General features: G+C 35.3%; 15 protein-coding genes and 1 other RNA gene. 11 read left to right on the forward strand and 5 right to left on the reverse strand.

Annotated features, from left to right (window positions below; genetic code table 11):
• The first annotated feature begins 70 nt into the window (after positions 1 to 70).
• From C8J95_RS14480 to rpoN, 4 genes are all read left to right on the forward strand, one after another.
• Entirely contained in the window at positions 71 to 640 is a 570-nt protein-coding gene (locus tag C8J95_RS14480) for a hypothetical protein (RefSeq protein ID WP_255412824.1), read from the forward strand.
• Between the two features lie 16 nt (positions 641 to 656).
• Positions 657 to 1,259: a CDP-alcohol phosphatidyltransferase family protein gene (locus tag C8J95_RS14485; RefSeq protein WP_107809570.1), complete on the forward strand. Its 603-nt coding sequence runs from the start codon at positions 657 to 659 to the stop codon at positions 1,257 to 1,259.
• Positions 1,260 to 1,312: 53 nt separating this feature from the next.
• On the forward strand, positions 1,313 to 2,761 hold the full coding sequence (gene asnS / locus C8J95_RS14490) for an asparagine--tRNA ligase (RefSeq protein ID WP_107809475.1): 1,449 nt from the start codon (positions 1,313 to 1,315) through the stop codon (positions 2,759 to 2,761).
• A gap of 152 nt (positions 2,762 to 2,913) precedes the next feature.
• Entirely contained in the window at positions 2,914 to 4,377 is a 1,464-nt protein-coding gene (gene rpoN, locus C8J95_RS14495) for an RNA polymerase factor sigma-54 (RefSeq protein WP_107809476.1), read from the forward strand.
• A gap of 30 nt (positions 4,378 to 4,407) precedes the next feature.
• Here the strand turns inward: rpoN and C8J95_RS14500 are convergent, their stop codons facing one another.
• Positions 4,408 to 5,082, reverse strand: coding sequence for a hypothetical protein (locus C8J95_RS14500; RefSeq protein ID WP_107809477.1), 675 nt, complete (start codon positions 5,080 to 5,082; stop codon positions 4,408 to 4,410).
• Entirely contained in the window at positions 5,072 to 5,566 is a 495-nt protein-coding gene (locus C8J95_RS14505) for an RNA polymerase sigma factor (protein ID WP_059325228.1), read from the reverse strand. Before C8J95_RS14505 ends, C8J95_RS14500 begins: the two co-directional genes overlap by 11 nt.
• Before the next feature lie 188 nt (positions 5,567 to 5,754).
• On the opposite strand from C8J95_RS14505, the gene rnpB reads away from it, so the two are divergent.
• Positions 5,755 to 6,063: RNase P RNA component class A (gene rnpB, locus C8J95_RS14510), an RNA gene on the forward strand.
• On the opposite strand, the gene C8J95_RS14515 is transcribed toward rnpB, so the two are convergent.
• From C8J95_RS14515 to C8J95_RS14525, 3 genes are all read right to left on the reverse strand, one after another.
• Positions 6,062 to 6,931 carry a polyphosphate kinase 2 family protein gene (locus C8J95_RS14515; protein WP_107809478.1) on the reverse strand — a complete coding sequence of 290 codons (870 nt, stop codon included), beginning with the start codon at positions 6,929 to 6,931 and terminating at the stop codon, positions 6,062 to 6,064. The genes rnpB and C8J95_RS14515 overlap by 2 nt on opposite strands.
• 127 nt (positions 6,932 to 7,058) lie before the next feature.
• The gene (locus tag C8J95_RS14520; protein ID WP_107809479.1) at positions 7,059 to 8,255 is read right to left on the reverse strand and encodes a winged helix-turn-helix domain-containing protein; all 1,197 of its coding nucleotides are present in this window, start codon (positions 8,253 to 8,255) and stop codon (positions 7,059 to 7,061) included.
• A gap of 141 nt (positions 8,256 to 8,396) precedes the next feature.
• On the reverse strand, positions 8,397 to 8,774 hold the full coding sequence (locus C8J95_RS14525) for a DUF1573 domain-containing protein (protein ID WP_059325231.1): 378 nt from the start codon (positions 8,772 to 8,774) through the stop codon (positions 8,397 to 8,399).
• A gap of 129 nt (positions 8,775 to 8,903) precedes the next feature.
• Here C8J95_RS14525 and C8J95_RS14530 point away from each other — a divergent pair, with 129 nt between their 5' ends.
• The 6 genes from C8J95_RS14530 (at position 8,904) to C8J95_RS14555 (ending at position 15,640) form a co-directional block, all read left to right on the forward strand.
• Positions 8,904 to 11,519, forward strand: a complete 2,616-nt coding sequence (locus tag C8J95_RS14530; protein ID WP_107809480.1) for a valine--tRNA ligase — start codon at positions 8,904 to 8,906, stop codon at positions 11,517 to 11,519.
• A gap of 90 nt (positions 11,520 to 11,609) precedes the next feature.
• Positions 11,610 to 12,251: a DUF4241 domain-containing protein gene (locus C8J95_RS14535; RefSeq protein WP_107809481.1), complete on the forward strand. Its 642-nt coding sequence runs from the start codon at positions 11,610 to 11,612 to the stop codon at positions 12,249 to 12,251.
• A 28-nt stretch (positions 12,252 to 12,279) separates the two neighbouring features.
• Complete coding sequence (locus C8J95_RS14540) at positions 12,280 to 13,170, forward strand: ribokinase (protein ID WP_107809482.1); 891 nt, start codon at positions 12,280 to 12,282, stop codon at positions 13,168 to 13,170.
• A 91-nt stretch (positions 13,171 to 13,261) separates the two neighbouring features.
• Positions 13,262 to 14,101 (forward strand): serine aminopeptidase domain-containing protein, encoded by an 840-nt coding sequence (locus tag C8J95_RS14545; RefSeq protein ID WP_107809483.1) that lies wholly within the window; start codon positions 13,262 to 13,264, stop codon positions 14,099 to 14,101.
• Positions 14,102 to 14,346: 245 nt separating this feature from the next.
• The gene (locus C8J95_RS14550; RefSeq protein ID WP_107809484.1) at positions 14,347 to 14,994 is read left to right on the forward strand and encodes an HD domain-containing protein; all 648 of its coding nucleotides are present in this window, start codon (positions 14,347 to 14,349) and stop codon (positions 14,992 to 14,994) included.
• Positions 14,995 to 15,031: 37 nt separating this feature from the next.
• Positions 15,032 to 15,640, forward strand: a complete 609-nt coding sequence (locus C8J95_RS14555; RefSeq protein ID WP_255412825.1) for a hypothetical protein — start codon at positions 15,032 to 15,034, stop codon at positions 15,638 to 15,640.
• Positions 15,641 to 15,699 lie beyond the last annotated feature (59 nt).

Raw genomic sequence — 15,699 nt, forward strand, 5'->3', positions numbered from 1 at the left:
AATGCTTTTCCACATTTAGTATCGCGTTTTTCACATTTAGCTTTGGAGTATAATTTAAAAATATAAAGCAATGAAAAATTCTGTGATATTATTAGTACTATATCTGGTGCTAGGTTCTTGTGTGAGTTTCAGCAAGAGAATGATAAAAGATGATTTGACGGTTGTAAAAAAAGATAATGTGAATTTGATAGAAGGAAAATATTCTTCTGAAGGATATGAGCATATTGATTCGAACCGGAATAAATCTGAAAAAATAGAAGGATTTTCTAAAATGTTGAGTCAGAAAAGCAAAGTAAAATCTGAAGAGATTGATAATGTAGAAATAAAATTAAAATCTTTAGCTAAAAATAAAACCTATCAATTAGAATTTAGGCTGATAAAAAATGATTCAGTGAGATATGTTTTTAAACATAATGCAAAACTAAAAAATGGATTGCTTCTATTGGAAAATTATACATCGGAATGCCATGGAATTCCTTATTTGCTTGGAGGTTGTCAAAATTTTCGGTCAAGGATGGGGCTTACAAAAGATAATCATCTCTTAATACAGGATTATTATGAAAATTCAGGAGCTGCATTGTTTATTATGTGGGCTGGTTATAGCATTAATTATGCAGAGAAATATAAGAGGATCCAGTAATTGTAAATCTAAAGTCATGAAAAACATACCATATATCCTGATTGCAACTCGGTTTATCCTTGCTCTGCTTATTTTAATTCTTGCCTATTTAAAAGGAGATGAATTGCGAATACTGCTTTTAATACTAATGTATTTGGGACTATTTACTGATATTTTTGATGGTATTATTGCCCGGAAAGCAGGAGTGTCCTCAGAAAAACTTCGACGATTGGATAGTCAGACCGATTTAATTTTCTGGTTATGTATTGGTTTTTCGGCTTATTTGCTGAATCCGGAATTGATAAAAGAACACTGGGGAGGTATTGCGTTAATTTTTATAATGGAAGCTTTGTGTTATATAATAAGCCTTGGTAAGTTTGGAAAAGAAACCTGTACACATGCTTTCCTATCCAAGCTGTGGGGATTGAGTTTATTATTCGCATTTACAGGTTTAATAGGCTTTCAGCAGGTAGGATTCTTTTTTTATCTGGCTATTATTTTAGGGTTTGTATCACATGTAGATGTTATTCTTATTGTTTTATTTCTTCCGAAATGGCAGCATGATGTACCAAGTTCTTATCATGCGTGGCGTATCCGAAAAGGAAAAGATATTAAAAAGAACATTTATCTGAACGGCTAAAGCCCAAAGAACTATATAATTTTCTTAACTTTGCAAGCGTTAATTTTTACATCATGTATAAGCAGACAATTAAAGAAGTTTTAGAAAATTACAAAAAGTTCTTGCATCACGATATCACCGTGTATGGGTGGGTACGTGCGTTTCGTTCAAACAGGTTTATAGCCTTAAACGATGGTTCAACAATCAATAATTTGCAAATCGTAGTTGATTTCGAAAATATTGATGAGAATCTTATCAAGAATATAAATACGGCTTCTTCATTGAAAATTGTTGGCGAAGTGGTGGAAAGTCAGGGTGCCGGACAAACAGTTGAAATTATCGCTAAGAAAATTATAGTACTTGGGGATAACTTTACAGAAGAATTGCAAAATACTATACTTCAGCCAAAGAAGCATAGCTTAGAAAAGCTTCGTGAACAAGCTCACTTAAGATTCAGAACCAATTTATTTGGTGCTGTATTCAGAGTACGCCATGCTGTTAGCTTTGCGATTCACTCATTCTTCAACGACAGACAGTTTTTCTATCTGAATACACCTGTAATTACAGGTGCAGATGCTGAAGGTGCGGGAGAAATGTTCGGTGTTACCAACTTTGATATGGATAATATTCCAAGAACAGAAGAAGGTGCTATAGATTACGCACAGGATTTCTTCGGAAGAAAAACTAACCTTACCGTTTCAGGACAGTTGGAAGGAGAAACTGCAGCAATGGGATTAGGAAGAATTTATACATTCGGACCTACTTTCCGTGCGGAAAACTCTAATACAACACGTCACCTTGCAGAATTCTGGATGGTAGAGCCTGAAGTAGCTTTTAATAACCTGGAAGATAATATTGACCTTGCTGAAGATTTCTTAAAATATGTAATTCAGTATGTTTTAGATAAGTGTAAGGACGATTTAGAATTCCTGGATAAGCGTTTTGCTGAAGAACAAAAACAAAAACCAGAAAAAGAAAGAGCAAAAGAAGGTCTGATTGAGAAGTTGGAAAATGTAGTTGCGAAGAGATTTAAGCGTGTAAGCTATACTGAAGCAATTGACATTCTTCTGAACTCGAAAGAAAATAAAAAAGGTAAATTTATATATCCTGTTGAAAAGTGGGGTGCAGACCTTCAGTCTGAACATGAAAGATACCTTGTTGAAAAGCATTTTGAATGTCCTGTAGTGTTATTTGATTATCCTGCAGAAATTAAAGCATTCTACATGCGTCTGAATGAGGATAACAAAACTGTAGCTGCTATGGATGTCCTTTTCCCTGGTATTGGTGAGATCATCGGAGGTTCTCAGAGAGAAGAGAGACTAGATGTTCTGAAGAAAAAAATGGATGACATGCATGTAGATCAGGAAGAACTTTGGTGGTATTTAGATACCCGTAAGTTTGGTTCTGTTCCGCATTCAGGATTTGGTTTAGGGCTGGAAAGATTAGTTCTTTTTGTTACAGGAATGACCAACATCCGTGATGTGATTCCTTTCCCAAGAACGCCTAAGAGTGCGGAATTCTAAAAAATAATAAATAAAAAGCCCTTAGAGAAATCTCTAAGGGTTTTTTATGAAAACAAATTTCAATAGCAAAAATCGTGCAATTTTATTTTTTTTAAAATAAAAATGTTTAATTTCGTAGAGTTAATCTACAATGTAGTTAAGTAGAAATACCTATGCTGAAACAAAATTTACAGATAAAACTTGGCCAGAAAATGGCACCACAACAAATTCAGTTGATGAAGCTTATTCAGCTTCATACTCTTGAATTTGAAGAAGAATTACAACGGGAGCTGGAAGAAAATCCAGCGTTGGAAAAAGCTGTGGACGAGGCTAAGGAAGATGAATACTCGGATATTGATAGTAGTTACGATGATGAAGGAACAGAGTCTATAGAAACTGATTTCGATGTAAATGAATACCTGTTTGATGACGAACCTTCTTATAAAACTGCTGCAAGTAACTACTCGCCGGACGATGAGGAATTCGATAACCAGTCGTTGCTTACAGAAGGACAGTCCTTGTACGATTATCTTATAGAGCAAATCAGGCTAACGAAGATCGGTGAAGAGGATCTGAAAATAGCAGAATATATTATAGGTAACCTTGATAATGATGGTTACCTGAGAAGAGATATAAAATCTTTGGTTAATGATATGGCTTTTTCATTAGGAGTATATACAACACCTGAAAATGTAGAAGATGTCTTAACCAATTATGTGCAAAAATTGGATCCGCCAGGAGTAGCAGCAAGAGATCTGAAAGAATGTCTTCTGCTCCAGATTGAGAAAAAAGTAAGCGGAAATCCAGCAGTATCATTAGCACATAATATTCTGTTTCATCAGTTTGATGCTTTAAGTAACAAGCATTATAACAAAATCATGCATAAGTATGATGTGGAGGAGGATGATTTGAAAGATGCGCTTGATGAAATCTCTAAATTATCCCCTAAAGTAGGCGGTAATTTCGATACACAGACAATTACAATCAATCAGGAAATTATTCCGGATTTCGTTATTAACGTAAAGGACGGAAAAGTTACAGCAGCACTTAATAGTAAGAATGCTCCTCAGTTACGTGTTTCGGATGAGTATAAAGAGATTTTAACAACTTACTCACACGATAAAACATCTCAGGAGCATAAGCAGGCAGCCTTGTTTATCAAACAAAAGCTTGATGCTGCAAAATGGTATATAGATGCTATTAATCAGCGTCAGAATACATTGATGCAGACCATTAATGCTATTATAAGGTTACAGAAAGATTACTTTATTACCGGGGACGATAAAAGTATAAAACCAATGATTCTGAAAGATGTGGCGGATATTACAGGTTTTGATATTTCTACAATTTCCCGTGTGGTGAAAAGTAAATATGCAGATACACCTAACGGAATCGTTTATCTGAAGAATCTTTTCTCGGATAGTCTTACAAATGATGACGGTGAAGAGGTTTCAACTAAAGAGATTAAAAATCACCTACAGGATATTATAGATAAGGAAAATAAAAGAAAACCTTATACCGATGATGCGTTAGTAGGAATGCTGAAAGATAAGGGATACAATATTGCCCGACGTACCATTGCTAAATACAGGGAGCAGTTAAATATTCCGGTAGCAAGATTAAGAAAAGAGTTATAAAATAAAAAAGCGCTGAATTCAGCGCTTTTTTTATTGTTCATTTTCGATGTTTTTCAGTTGTTGAAGATTTCTGGATAGCTTCTTCATCAATATGCCGTATATAAGCTTATAGTATAATAATATTAGAAGTACACATACAATACAGGAAATAATAATTCCTACAATAAAGCCGGCATATTTACTATCACTAATTTGTATATGCTGCTGTTGTATATAGATTACCGGGAACAAAGTGATGAGTAAGAGGAAGCATAATAAAAACAGAATATTAACCAGTATAAAACGGTTAACCGATTTCTTGAAAGAAATAATCTGCAGGATAAAGCTTTTCAGATTGCTTTCTACATCTATCTTTTTATATTTCCGGAAGAAAACCCATACGTAGAAAAGAATAATAAAAAGACTAATCATTTTAAATACAAAGTAGATGTTGTGGAAAGTCGCTTTTACATTTTCGTTAATCTGTATTCCCAGCTGAGAAAGCTGAGTGAAATAAGCATCTCCGTTCTCATGACGTAACCATGCAGAAATATTAAGGATAAGGAAAAGTGCGAATTCGGCAACGCTGACCCAGAAAATAAATTTCACATAGTTGCGCGACTTCTTATTCAGGATTTCCAATATTTCCGAATCCTGATACTTAGGGCCTGTTTCCTGTTTTTGCCAGGCATTTTTCAGTTGGTCTATGTCAAAATCATTCTGCATGTTGGGTCATTAAGTCTTTTAGAGTTTTTTTCAATCGGTTCATCTTTACACGGGCATTCACTTCTGTAATCCCAATATTTTCAGCAATATCTTTATATGGTACATCGTCCAGATACATCATCACAATAGCTCTGTCAATATCCCCAAGCATTTTAATAACTTTATAAAGCAAGGTTATTTGTTGCTGGTTGTCATCATTATCATCGTCTATTGGTTGATGAAAATCTGCCAGCTCATCTGTTTTAACAGTTCTGGTTGTCTTTCTGAATAATGTAATGGCTGTATTAAGTGCTACACGATACATCCAGGTTGATATTTTAGAGTTTCCTTTGAATGTGTCGTAAGAACGCCACAATTGTAACACGATTTCCTGAAAAAGATCTTGCTGATCATCGGGCGTGTTGGTATACATCCTCGCCACTTTAATGATCAGGCCTTGGTTTTCTTTAACCAGTTTAGAGAAATCTTTTTCCTTCTGTGACATTTATTTTTTTCAGAAAGTGATGAATGGTGAAATTTTTTCACGAAGATAGAAAAAAAGACATAATTACTTGCCAGTTTCTGACTGATACTTTGTGGTTTTTGTGAAATAATGAATATAACTGCAATCTTTAGATTTTGTAATTCGATGTTCCGACTCTGTAATTGAGCGGAAAACTATATCTTTGCAGCCGACAAGCGTGGCCTGTTGATCCGTAAGGGTAGGAAAGTCCGGACACCGTAGGGCAACATAGCGGTTAATGGCCGTCATCCGTAAGGGTAGGACAAGTGCAACAGAAAGCAAGTACAGTTCGGCTGTAGTGAAACCAGGTAAACTCTATGTGGTGCAATGCTATGTATACCGGCAATTAAGGGCGGCTCGTCCAATGCCGGGGGGTAAGCAGCTACATCGTATCGGCAACGATACGGGCAGATAAATAACAGGCATCCCGCTCCCTTGGGAGCGGGATACAGAATCCGGCTTATAGCGCTTGTCTTTTTATTTTTCGTTTTCCAGATTGGTCTTAGATGCTTCCAACTCATTGGCTTCTGCATCACTAAGAACAGGAAACTTTAAATCCATTTTTTCCAGGGTTTGTGTTATAATCTGGCAGGCAGTAAGTCTTGTAAACCATTTCTGATCGGCTGGTAATATATGCCAAGGCGCATATTCTGTAGATGTTTCATTAATAGCATCTTCATATGCCTTTTGATATTTATCCCAAAGTGCTCTTTCTTTAAGGTCACCTGAGGAAAACTTCCAGTTTTTTTCCGGTTCATTAATACGGTCTAAGAGACGCTTTTTCTGCTCATCTTTGGAAACATGAAGGAAGAACTTTATGACTTTTGTACCGTTTTGAGATAGATGCTTTTCAAAATTACGGATACTTTCGTAGCGATTGTTCCAGAATTTATCATCAAAGTCTTTAACGTCTTTCCATACTTTCTCGCTCAGATTGTACTCCGGATGTACCTTACAAATCAAAACACTTTCATAATGTGAACGATTGAAAATTCCGATTTTTCCCTTTTCAGGTAATGCAAGATAATGTCTCCATAGAAAATCGTGTGTATATTCTTTTGAGCTTGGTGTTTTGAAACTGGTAACCTGACAACCTTGTGGATTAACGCCACTCATAACATGTTCTATAAGGCTGTCTTTTCCTGCAGCATCCATAGCCTGAATAATAATAAGAAGAGATCTGCTCCCATCTGCATATAACTTTTCCTGCAGCTTATGAAGTTTCTTTTTTTCCTCATTCAGTAAAGCTATTCCTTCGTCTTTGGTCATTTTACCCTCATATTGGGTTGATGTTTTTTTTATAGAAAATTTGTCTTCAGCAACAAAGTCGTTAAAATCTTCACTCATATATTTTTGTATTTATATAAAGATAAAAATATTTTTTAAGAAATACTTTGAAATTAGAGGTTCGGAGGTGATATCGGATATTCTTTTTATTTGTGAATAGAGTATCATAACACTCAGGTTTTTATAATTACTTATATAGTGCCCGCTTTAGTATTTTTGTATATTTCGAGGGATTGACTTTTGTTAATATTATAGAATCACAGCTATTAAAATGGGCAAAGCGTTCTATAGCTTCAACAAAAACGGCTACCCATGATTCAATATCAATATGGGTATCCTCAATATGCATGTTTATAAGTTCAAACTTTTTAATATTTCTATGTGCCTTACAGTCGACTCTGCCAATAAATATATTTCCGTACAAAATAGGTAAACAGAAATAGCCATATTGCCGTTTTTCCTTAGGTAAATAACATTCAAGGCGAAAATCAAAATTGAAAAGTTGTTTAAAACGATCGCGATGGATAAGTGAGTTATCAAAAGGAGATAATAGTTTAATTTCTGAGGTAGAAGAGTCTGTTTCTTTTTCGATTAAATCCTTTCGGATGTACATTGGAGAAACCCCGTTGATTTCTGTTTTTTGTATTATTTTATCCTCAACCATCAATTGTAGGACTTGTTCCACGTTTTTTCTTAAAACATTGTCCGATCTAAGATGGGTTATTTGCTTTAAGGTAGTAAGTCCATAGGCACGAAGATGTGTTTTTACCAGATATTCGGCAAGTTCAGCGGGGGTTGGTATTGTTAAGTCGGTTGTTTCAGGCAATACCCTTTCACTAATGTCATATATTTTCTGCATACCATCCCGGCCGCTAATCATCAGGTCACCTTGCATAAAAAGCCTTTCGAGGGCTAGCTTTGCAGGTTTCCAATTCCACCAGCTTCCTGCAGTTTTTCTCTCATTCTCAAAATATTTAGCTTTTTTAGGCCCTTCAGTACGTATTGTATCTATTACATATTGCATGACTTTGGGATCGGCATTATAAGATTGAGACTGATTATGTTTGAAACTTAACATTTGGGGTAAAACATACCGGTAGTCTTTCATGGGGAGAAATGATGCTGCGTGAAACCAGTATTCAAATATTTTGCGTTCTTTTAGCAAATCATCCAGATAATGTGTTTTGTAATCATCTATTCTTGACCATAAAGTATGATGATGGGCACGCTCAACAACTGATAAGCTATCTATTTGTACATATCCAAGATGTTCCAAAGCATTGAGTACAGCATTCTTTCCTGTCCCGAATATAGGAACTTGAGACAATCCCTGGCTTTCTAATGTTATCCGTTGGAGATCCTGTAATGTCAGTGTTTTTTCCATATTTTCTTTTGTCTGCTGTATGGCAAAGCTAAAATACTATTATGACAACAATATGTCAGCAGAAAAAAATTGAATTTAGAATATTATATTACTGAAAATAAAAAGCACCTTAATTAAGGTGCTTTTTATCTCTGGTCTCTTTTATTTTTTGTTAGGAGTAGTTACGTTTCCTGCAATCCATATTACGCTTCTCTGGCTTTCCGGATCATTGGAATAAACCTCGATTAGCTTTTTAAAAGTTCCTGTAAATTTAGTGTCATAACCAACTTTTAGCTTTGCACTTTTCCCTGGAAGGATAGGATCCTTACTCCATTGTGGAGTTGTACACCCGCAAGAAGCTTTTACATTTGTAAGGATAAGAGGCTTATCTCCTGTATTGGTAATGGTGAAGAATCTTTCTCCGTTAGAGTTCTGAGCGATATCACCATATTCTAATGTCGTTTTGTCAAAGGCTATAGACTGAGCAGAAACTGCTGCAAATGCACCAGTTAAAAACAATCCTAAAAATAATTTTTTCATTTCGAATGAATTTTTATAAGGTTAGTTTAAATAACAAAATTAGTCAATTATTTGGTACTGAGTTTTTATTTTCATCTCCTTTCCCGTATTTTTGCAACTTATCTCATAAAAACATTAATTATCAAACTAATGGAAATTTCCGACAAGTACAATCCGCAACAAGCAGAACAAAAGTGGTACCAATATTGGCAGGAAAATAAATTTTTTCATTCCGAGCCAGATGAAAGAGAGCCATATACTGTCGTCATACCACCTCCAAATGTGACAGGAATTTTGCACATGGGGCATATGCTTAATAATACATTGCAGGATGTACTAGTTCGCCGTGCACGTATGCGTGGTTATAATGCATGCTGGGTTCCTGGGACCGACCATGCTTCTATTGCTACAGAAGCTAAAGTAGTAGCTAAATTGAAAGCTGAAGGAATTTCTAAGCAGGATATCGGGCGCGAGAAGTTTTTAGAGCATGCCTGGGACTGGACGCATCAATATGGAGGAACAATTCTGGAGCAGTTAAAAAAACTGGGATGCTCTTGTGACTGGGACAGAACCCGCTTCACAATGGAAGATGATCTGTCTAAAGCAGTTATTAAAGTATTCGTGGACCTTTATAATAAAGGACTTGTTTACCGTGGTTATAAAATGGTAAACTGGGATCCGGAAGCAAAAACAAATATTTCTGATGAGGAGGTAATCTATAAAGAGCAAAATGGTAAATTATATTTCCTGAAATATCAGATCGTAGGTTCAGATGAGTTCCTTACAGTTGCTACAACACGTCCGGAAACGATATTTGGTGATACTGCAGTATGTATCAATCCTAATGACGAACGTTATACACACCTGAAAGGTAAAAAAGTAATTGTACCAATTGTAGGACGTGAAGTTCCTATTATTGAGGACGATTATGTTGATATAGAATTTGGTACCGGAGCATTGAAGATTACCCCGGCTCATGATATCAATGACTACGAAATTGGTCAGCGCCACCAATTGGAGATTATAGACTCTATGGACGATAGTGCTGTTCTTAATGAAAACGGAAAACACTATCAAGGCAAAGACAGATTTACAGTAAGAAAAGAAATTGCAAAAGAGCTTGAAGAGAAAGGTCTTTTGTTAAAATCTGAAGACTATCTGAATAAAGTAGGTACCTCCGAAAGAACAGGAGCTGTAATAGAGCCGAAAATCTCTGTACAGTGGTTCCTGAAGATGAGTGAAATGGCAAAGCCTGCATTGGATGTTGTAATGGATGATGAAGTTAAATTCTATCCGGAGAAATTCAAGAATACATACAGACACTGGATGGAGAATGTACACGACTGGAATATATCCCGCCAGCTATGGTGGGGGCATAGAATTCCGGCCTATTACTATGCATCTGGTGAGAACGACTTTGTAGTTGCTGAAACGATTGAAGCAGCATTAGAACTTGCAAAACAAAAAACGGGTAATACAGAGCTAACAACTGATAACCTAAGACAGGATGAAGATGCACTGGATACATGGTTCTCTGCATGGTTATGGCCAATGTCAGTATTCAATGGTATTACTGCACCGGATAATAAAGATATCAATTACTATTATCCGACTTCGGATTTGGTAACAGGACCAGATATTATCTTCTTCTGGGTAGCCCGTATGATTATGGCCGGACTAGAGTTTAAAAACCAGATTCCGTTTAAAAATGTATACTTTACCGGAATTGTAAGAGATAAGCAGCGTCGTAAGATGTCTAAATCTTTAGGAAACTCTCCAGATCCGATTGAACTAATGGACAAATATGGTTCTGACGGAGTAAGAGTAGGGATTTTATTAAGCTCAGCGGCAGGTAATGACCTTATGTTTGATGAAGATTTAATGCTTCAGGGACGTAATTTTGCAACCAAAATATGGAATGCATTCAAGCTGACTCAAAGCTGGAAGAAAGAGGATAAAGAGATTTCTGAAGAAAATGCACAAGCTATTGAATGGTTTGAAGCAGAATTCAATAAGACTGTTGCTGCAATTAATGACCAGTTCGAAAAGTTCAGAATTTCTGATGCATTACATTTATTATATAAATTAGTTTGGGACGATTTCTGTTCATGGTATCTGGAAATTGTAAAGCCAAACTATGGTGAGGCTATCAGTCAGCAGGTATATGACAAAACAATAGAATTCTTCGGAAATTTAATGAAGTTCCTGCATCCTTTCATGCCATTCTTAACAGAAGAAATTTGGCAGGCGATTGAAGAGAGACAAACTTCTGAAGCATTAATTATTACTCAACAAAATAAAGAAACAGTTTTTGATGCAGATGTTCTTAAAAACTTCGAACAAACGAAAGAAATCGTTTCAGGAGTAAGAAACTACCGTCAGAGCAAAGGTATTTCTCCAAGAGAAGAAGTTGAGGTTTATACCAATGTTTCTCGGTTCGAAAATGAAGCTGTTATCAAAAAACTGGCTAATGTTTCGGAGATTCACTATGCACAAAAAACGGATAAGCCAAGCTTTACATTCCTTGTAGGTGCAGTGGAATGTTCTATCCCGTTGAGTGAGAATCTTGATCTGGGTGAGGAGAAAACCAAAACAGAAGAAGAACTGAAGTATCTGAAAGGTTTCCTTATCTCCGTTGAAAAGAAGCTTAGTAATGAAAAATTCATGGCTGGTGCTCCACAACAAGTTGTAGATAATGAGCTGAAAAAACAAAAAGATGCTCAGGATAAAATAACATTATTGGAAGAGAAACTGAAAACTTTATAGTAAGTCATCTTTCATAAAAAATAAAAAAGACTTGAGAACATTCGTTTTTTGGGTCTTTTTTATTTTATCTTTAATTATTATTGAATCGTAATGAATCATATAGAAAACATACAGAAGCTTTTTTCTAAGAATTTTGTAGAGTCACCTTTGTTGGAAAGTTTTGATGCAGGAAAACTGGTAATTACTACAGGAGAAATTGTAGCTAGTGATCCACTGATTACACCAGATAAGGAGGCTTTTGATCAACAATTTCCAACAGGAGAATTTGCTGTAAATATCCATAAAGAAAGGGAAAGTAATTGTGTTGCTTATGCTGAGGTTGTATTTCAGGAAGCTAAGATTACAGATTGGAAACTGGCAACAACAAATGGCCAGAACGTAAAAGATTTAGCCGAAGGAGAAGTATTCGGATATCCTGTAGAAAGCGGAATGGGCTGTTTTATGGACTATGAAACCCAGAAATTACTCAATGCTTTGGAACAGGAAATGTTTCAGAAAAAAGCAGATGATTTTGAAGGAATTTATGCAGAGTTTTTCCATGAACATTTTTATGAGCAAGATGGTGCGGTACATCAGTATACGCTACTAAAACCTTACTTGGATAAAGCCAATAATATCTTTGCTTTTGAAACAGGATTCGGAGAAGGCTTCTACGCAAGCTATATAGCCTATGATGTAAATGGTATTCCTGTAAAATTAATTACCGAATTTATCGAAATAGTAGTAGATTAGTCCTTGAAATTTTTTTGATAGTATTATAATGAAATTTTCAAATCATATACCCAAAATTGTAGTAGTAGGAAGTTCATCAATAGATTTGGTGCTTACAACCGAGCATCACCCTCGTATCAATGAAACAGTACTGGCTACCCAAACCGAAAATTTCTTTGGTGGTAAGGGAGCAAATCAGGCTGTAGGAGCCAGCAGGTTAGGAGCAAAGGTACATTTTGTAGGGTGTGTCGGTAAAGATACTAACGGCAAGCATGTACTTGAAAATCTGATTAATGAGGGGGTAAACGTCAATTTTGTAGAGGAAAATTCAGATTATCCTACAGGTACAGCTTATGTTACTTCTGCACATGGTAAGATCAGTATTATAGTTGCACCTGCTGCTAATAATTTTATAACCACGGCTGATATAGACAAGGCAGAAGCAGAAATTGCAGAAGCAGATATAATATTGACGCAGCTGGAAATTCCGGTTGAGGTAGTGGAATATCTTTTTGAAATTTGCAAAAAACATAGTACCAAAATTGGATTGTATGCTTCACCAGCAAAGTTTATAGGAGAAGATATTGCCGAAAAAGCAGATTTTATTGTAATCAAAAGCAATGATTTGTCTGTTGTATTTGGAGAAGAGGGAAGAGATAAAGTACTGAAAAAGCTACCGAATAAATTATTTATTCGTGATGATACTAACTCTACAGTTTATTTTAACGGTGAGGAAATGAAGTACTACCGTAATGCACCAGATACCATTGCTTATAAAATGGGAATGGGAGATGCATTTACTTCAGGTTTTGCAATTGCTCTTTGCCATGGAAATGAAATAGACGAATGTGTAAGATTTGGTAATGAAGTATCCCTGAAGGCATCTGCTAATAAAGGTTCTCAAAAAGGATTACCATATTTGAAAGATTTCAGTTTTTAAGCTATTTACTGCATATAGAAACTCTGAATAAAATATATTATATTGAGAATAAAAATCCACCTTTAAGTGGATTTTTTCTTTTACAAACGATATGAAGGAAGTAATTCTGAAAACCCGGGATGGCGTCAATATTATAGCTCATCTTTTTCAATCCGATAAAAGTAATGGCAAATTATTACTGATTAATTCTGCAACAGGAGTGAAGCAGCAGGTTTATTTTGCTTTTGCCCAATATTTTGCCGAAAATTCTTTTACTGTTATTACCTATGATTATCGAGGGATAGGACTCTCTAAACCTTCGGATATGCGCAACTTCAATTCCGATGCTGTTTTATGGGGTAAAGAGGACTTTGGAATTATTACAGCTTATATCAAAGAAAACTTTTCTGATTATAAAAAATACTGTTTGGGGCATTCTGTGGGTGCTCTGATACTAGGAATGAATGCTGATTCAGAAATATTTGAGAGATTTATTTTTGTCGGAACCCAGAATGCATACGTTGGAAATCTTAAATGGAAGACCAAAATTGAGGCTTATCTGGGCTTTGGAGTTGTACAACCTTTAATTACAAGATTATTCGGTTATTTTCCGGCGCAATGGTTTGGGCTGGGAGAAAGCTTGCCAAAAGGAAATGCTTTCGATTGGAGAAAATTAATTCTAAATAAAAAATCTACGAATAAACTCTTGGAACGTACAGAAAGCTTTGCCGAGAATTTCAACCATAAAGTTTTTGTAATTCGTGCAGAGGATGATGTATGGCTGACAGAAAAAGGAGTTAAGAGCCTGCTGAATGATACTTACCCGAATATGAAGCCTACCTACAGACTGATAAAAGTATCCGAATCCGAAAAAGGAGAAATTGGACACATTAATTTTTTCCGAAGTTATAATCGGAAATTGTGGAAAATTATCCTGAATGAAATAACATAACCACACAATTTTCTAATCGTTATATTCTGTTTTTTTCAGGGCTACAATGTATATTTGTTGTGGTCTAAATGGATTTTAAAATCTAACCTTAAACCATTAGAATTTGCTTTTAATTAAACACACTTAATATTGTTGTTAGATAGCTTTTTACTAAGGTGTTGAAAAAGTATAAGTTTTTTTAATTTGTTTTAACAGCAAAATTTCTATTCCCGGTAATTGATAAATCAAACAATAAAATTTAATTCATGAACGATTTAATTTCTAAAACAATTGAGTTTGTAAAGAAAAAACTAGAAGGAGCAGAGGCGGGGCACGATTGGTTCCATATTGAAAGAGTATGGAAACTTTCTAAAAAGATTGCCGAGGCAGAAGAATGTAACATAGAAATTGTAGAATTAGGAGCATTACTACACGATATCGCAGACCCCAAATTTCATAACGGTGATGAAAACATAGGTCCGGATACTGCAAAAGCTTTTTTAGAAAGTCAGAATGTAGACGAAGATACTATTGAACAGGTAATCTTTATTATCAGAAATATATCCTTTAAGAACCGAAATGAAGCGCCAAAAGAAAAGCCAATAGAATTGCAGGTGGTTCAGGATGCAGATCGCTTGGATGCTATCGGTGCAATAGGAATTGCAAGAGTTTTTAATTTCGGAGGATTTAAAAATAATCCTATCTATATCCCTGGAGAAGAGCCAAAACTAAACTTATCCAAAGAAGAGTATAAGAAGTCCAACGGAACATCAATCAACCATTTTTATGAGAAGCTTCTATTGTTGGGAGACCTTATGAATACTGAAAAAGGAAAAGAAATGGCAACAGTAAGACACCAATACATGGAAAATTTCCTACAGCAATTTTATGACGAATGGAATGCTGTAGTATAGAGCTATTCCGTAGAAAATCTTATTTTTGTTGAAAATTATGATGTACGCTATTACCATAATACTCTTTATATTCCTGTGTCTTTCGTTATTGTTATCCACAATACGAACAGGAAGACTGGCTCTTTCTATAAAGATACTTCGCTGGGTTATTACTATCGGAGGTATTGCTTTCTTTAGTTGGTGGTTTTTCAAAAAGAGCTTTCCAAGACTTACGGATAACTCTTTATCAGTTCAGATTATCAATAATTTACAGCAACCTATAGATTTTTATACGGTAAGAATTAATAAAGGCCCGGATGCAGGAGATGTTATTAACCATTTAGGTACAATCAGATCCGGATATTACAGAATAGAATATTTTAATGTAAAAAATTCTGATGAATATTGGTTAATGGGCTTCATTGGAAAGAAAAAGTTGGTTTACTTTTCACAACATACTGTTGTGAACAAAAATGAAGACCAACTGGTAGAGGTACGAAATTATATCAATCAAAGTCAACGTTTGTCCGATCTAGGAGTCAAAAAGGTGAATGCTTATGTTAATGATACAGTTACAGAAGCTATCTGGATTACTTTAGACTTTCTTCTTATATTCCTTAATCTGGTACTGCTTCTTCGCAAGAGAACCCTCAGAGTGGAACATTAATTATTTGGCTTACAGAACAATATAAAACCCCTTTTTTAAGGGGTTTTTATTTTTTTATA

It is taken from the genome of Elizabethkingia sp. YR214 (genome assembly GCF_003058195.1).
Classification (GTDB): Bacteria; Bacteroidota; Bacteroidia; order Flavobacteriales; family Weeksellaceae; genus Elizabethkingia.

Excerpts from the sequence above, each read along its gene's own strand:
- C8J95_RS14500 (WP_107809477.1), bottom strand. The coding sequence starts at position 5,082 with ATGCAGAATGATTTTGACATAGACCAACTGAAAAATGCCTGGCAAAAA.
- C8J95_RS14515 (WP_107809478.1), bottom strand. The coding sequence starts at position 6,931 with ATGAGTGAAGATTTTAACGACTTTGTTGCTGAAGACAAATTTTCTATA.
- C8J95_RS14555 (WP_255412825.1), top strand. The coding sequence starts at position 15,032 with ATGATGTACGCTATTACCATAATACTCTTTATATTCCTGTGTCTTTCG.
- C8J95_RS14480 (WP_255412824.1), top strand. The coding sequence starts at position 71 with ATGAAAAATTCTGTGATATTATTAGTACTATATCTGGTGCTAGGTTCT.
- C8J95_RS14485 (WP_107809570.1), top strand. The coding sequence starts at position 657 with ATGAAAAACATACCATATATCCTGATTGCAACTCGGTTTATCCTTGCT.
- C8J95_RS14520 (WP_107809479.1), bottom strand. The coding sequence starts at position 8,255 with ATGGAAAAAACACTGACATTACAGGATCTCCAACGGATAACATTAGAA.
- C8J95_RS14505 (WP_059325228.1), bottom strand. The coding sequence starts at position 5,566 with ATGTCACAGAAGGAAAAAGATTTCTCTAAACTGGTTAAAGAAAACCAA.
- asnS (WP_107809475.1), top strand. The coding sequence starts at position 1,313 with ATGTATAAGCAGACAATTAAAGAAGTTTTAGAAAATTACAAAAAGTTC.
- C8J95_RS14525 (WP_059325231.1), bottom strand. The coding sequence starts at position 8,774 with ATGAAAAAATTATTTTTAGGATTGTTTTTAACTGGTGCATTTGCAGCA.
- rpoN (WP_107809476.1), top strand. The coding sequence starts at position 2,914 with ATGCTGAAACAAAATTTACAGATAAAACTTGGCCAGAAAATGGCACCA.
- C8J95_RS14540 (WP_107809482.1), top strand. The coding sequence starts at position 12,280 with ATGAAATTTTCAAATCATATACCCAAAATTGTAGTAGTAGGAAGTTCA.
- C8J95_RS14550 (WP_107809484.1), top strand. The coding sequence starts at position 14,347 with ATGAACGATTTAATTTCTAAAACAATTGAGTTTGTAAAGAAAAAACTA.
- C8J95_RS14545 (WP_107809483.1), top strand. The coding sequence starts at position 13,262 with ATGAAGGAAGTAATTCTGAAAACCCGGGATGGCGTCAATATTATAGCT.
- C8J95_RS14530 (WP_107809480.1), top strand. The coding sequence starts at position 8,904 with ATGGAAATTTCCGACAAGTACAATCCGCAACAAGCAGAACAAAAGTGG.
- C8J95_RS14535 (WP_107809481.1), top strand. The coding sequence starts at position 11,610 with ATGAATCATATAGAAAACATACAGAAGCTTTTTTCTAAGAATTTTGTA.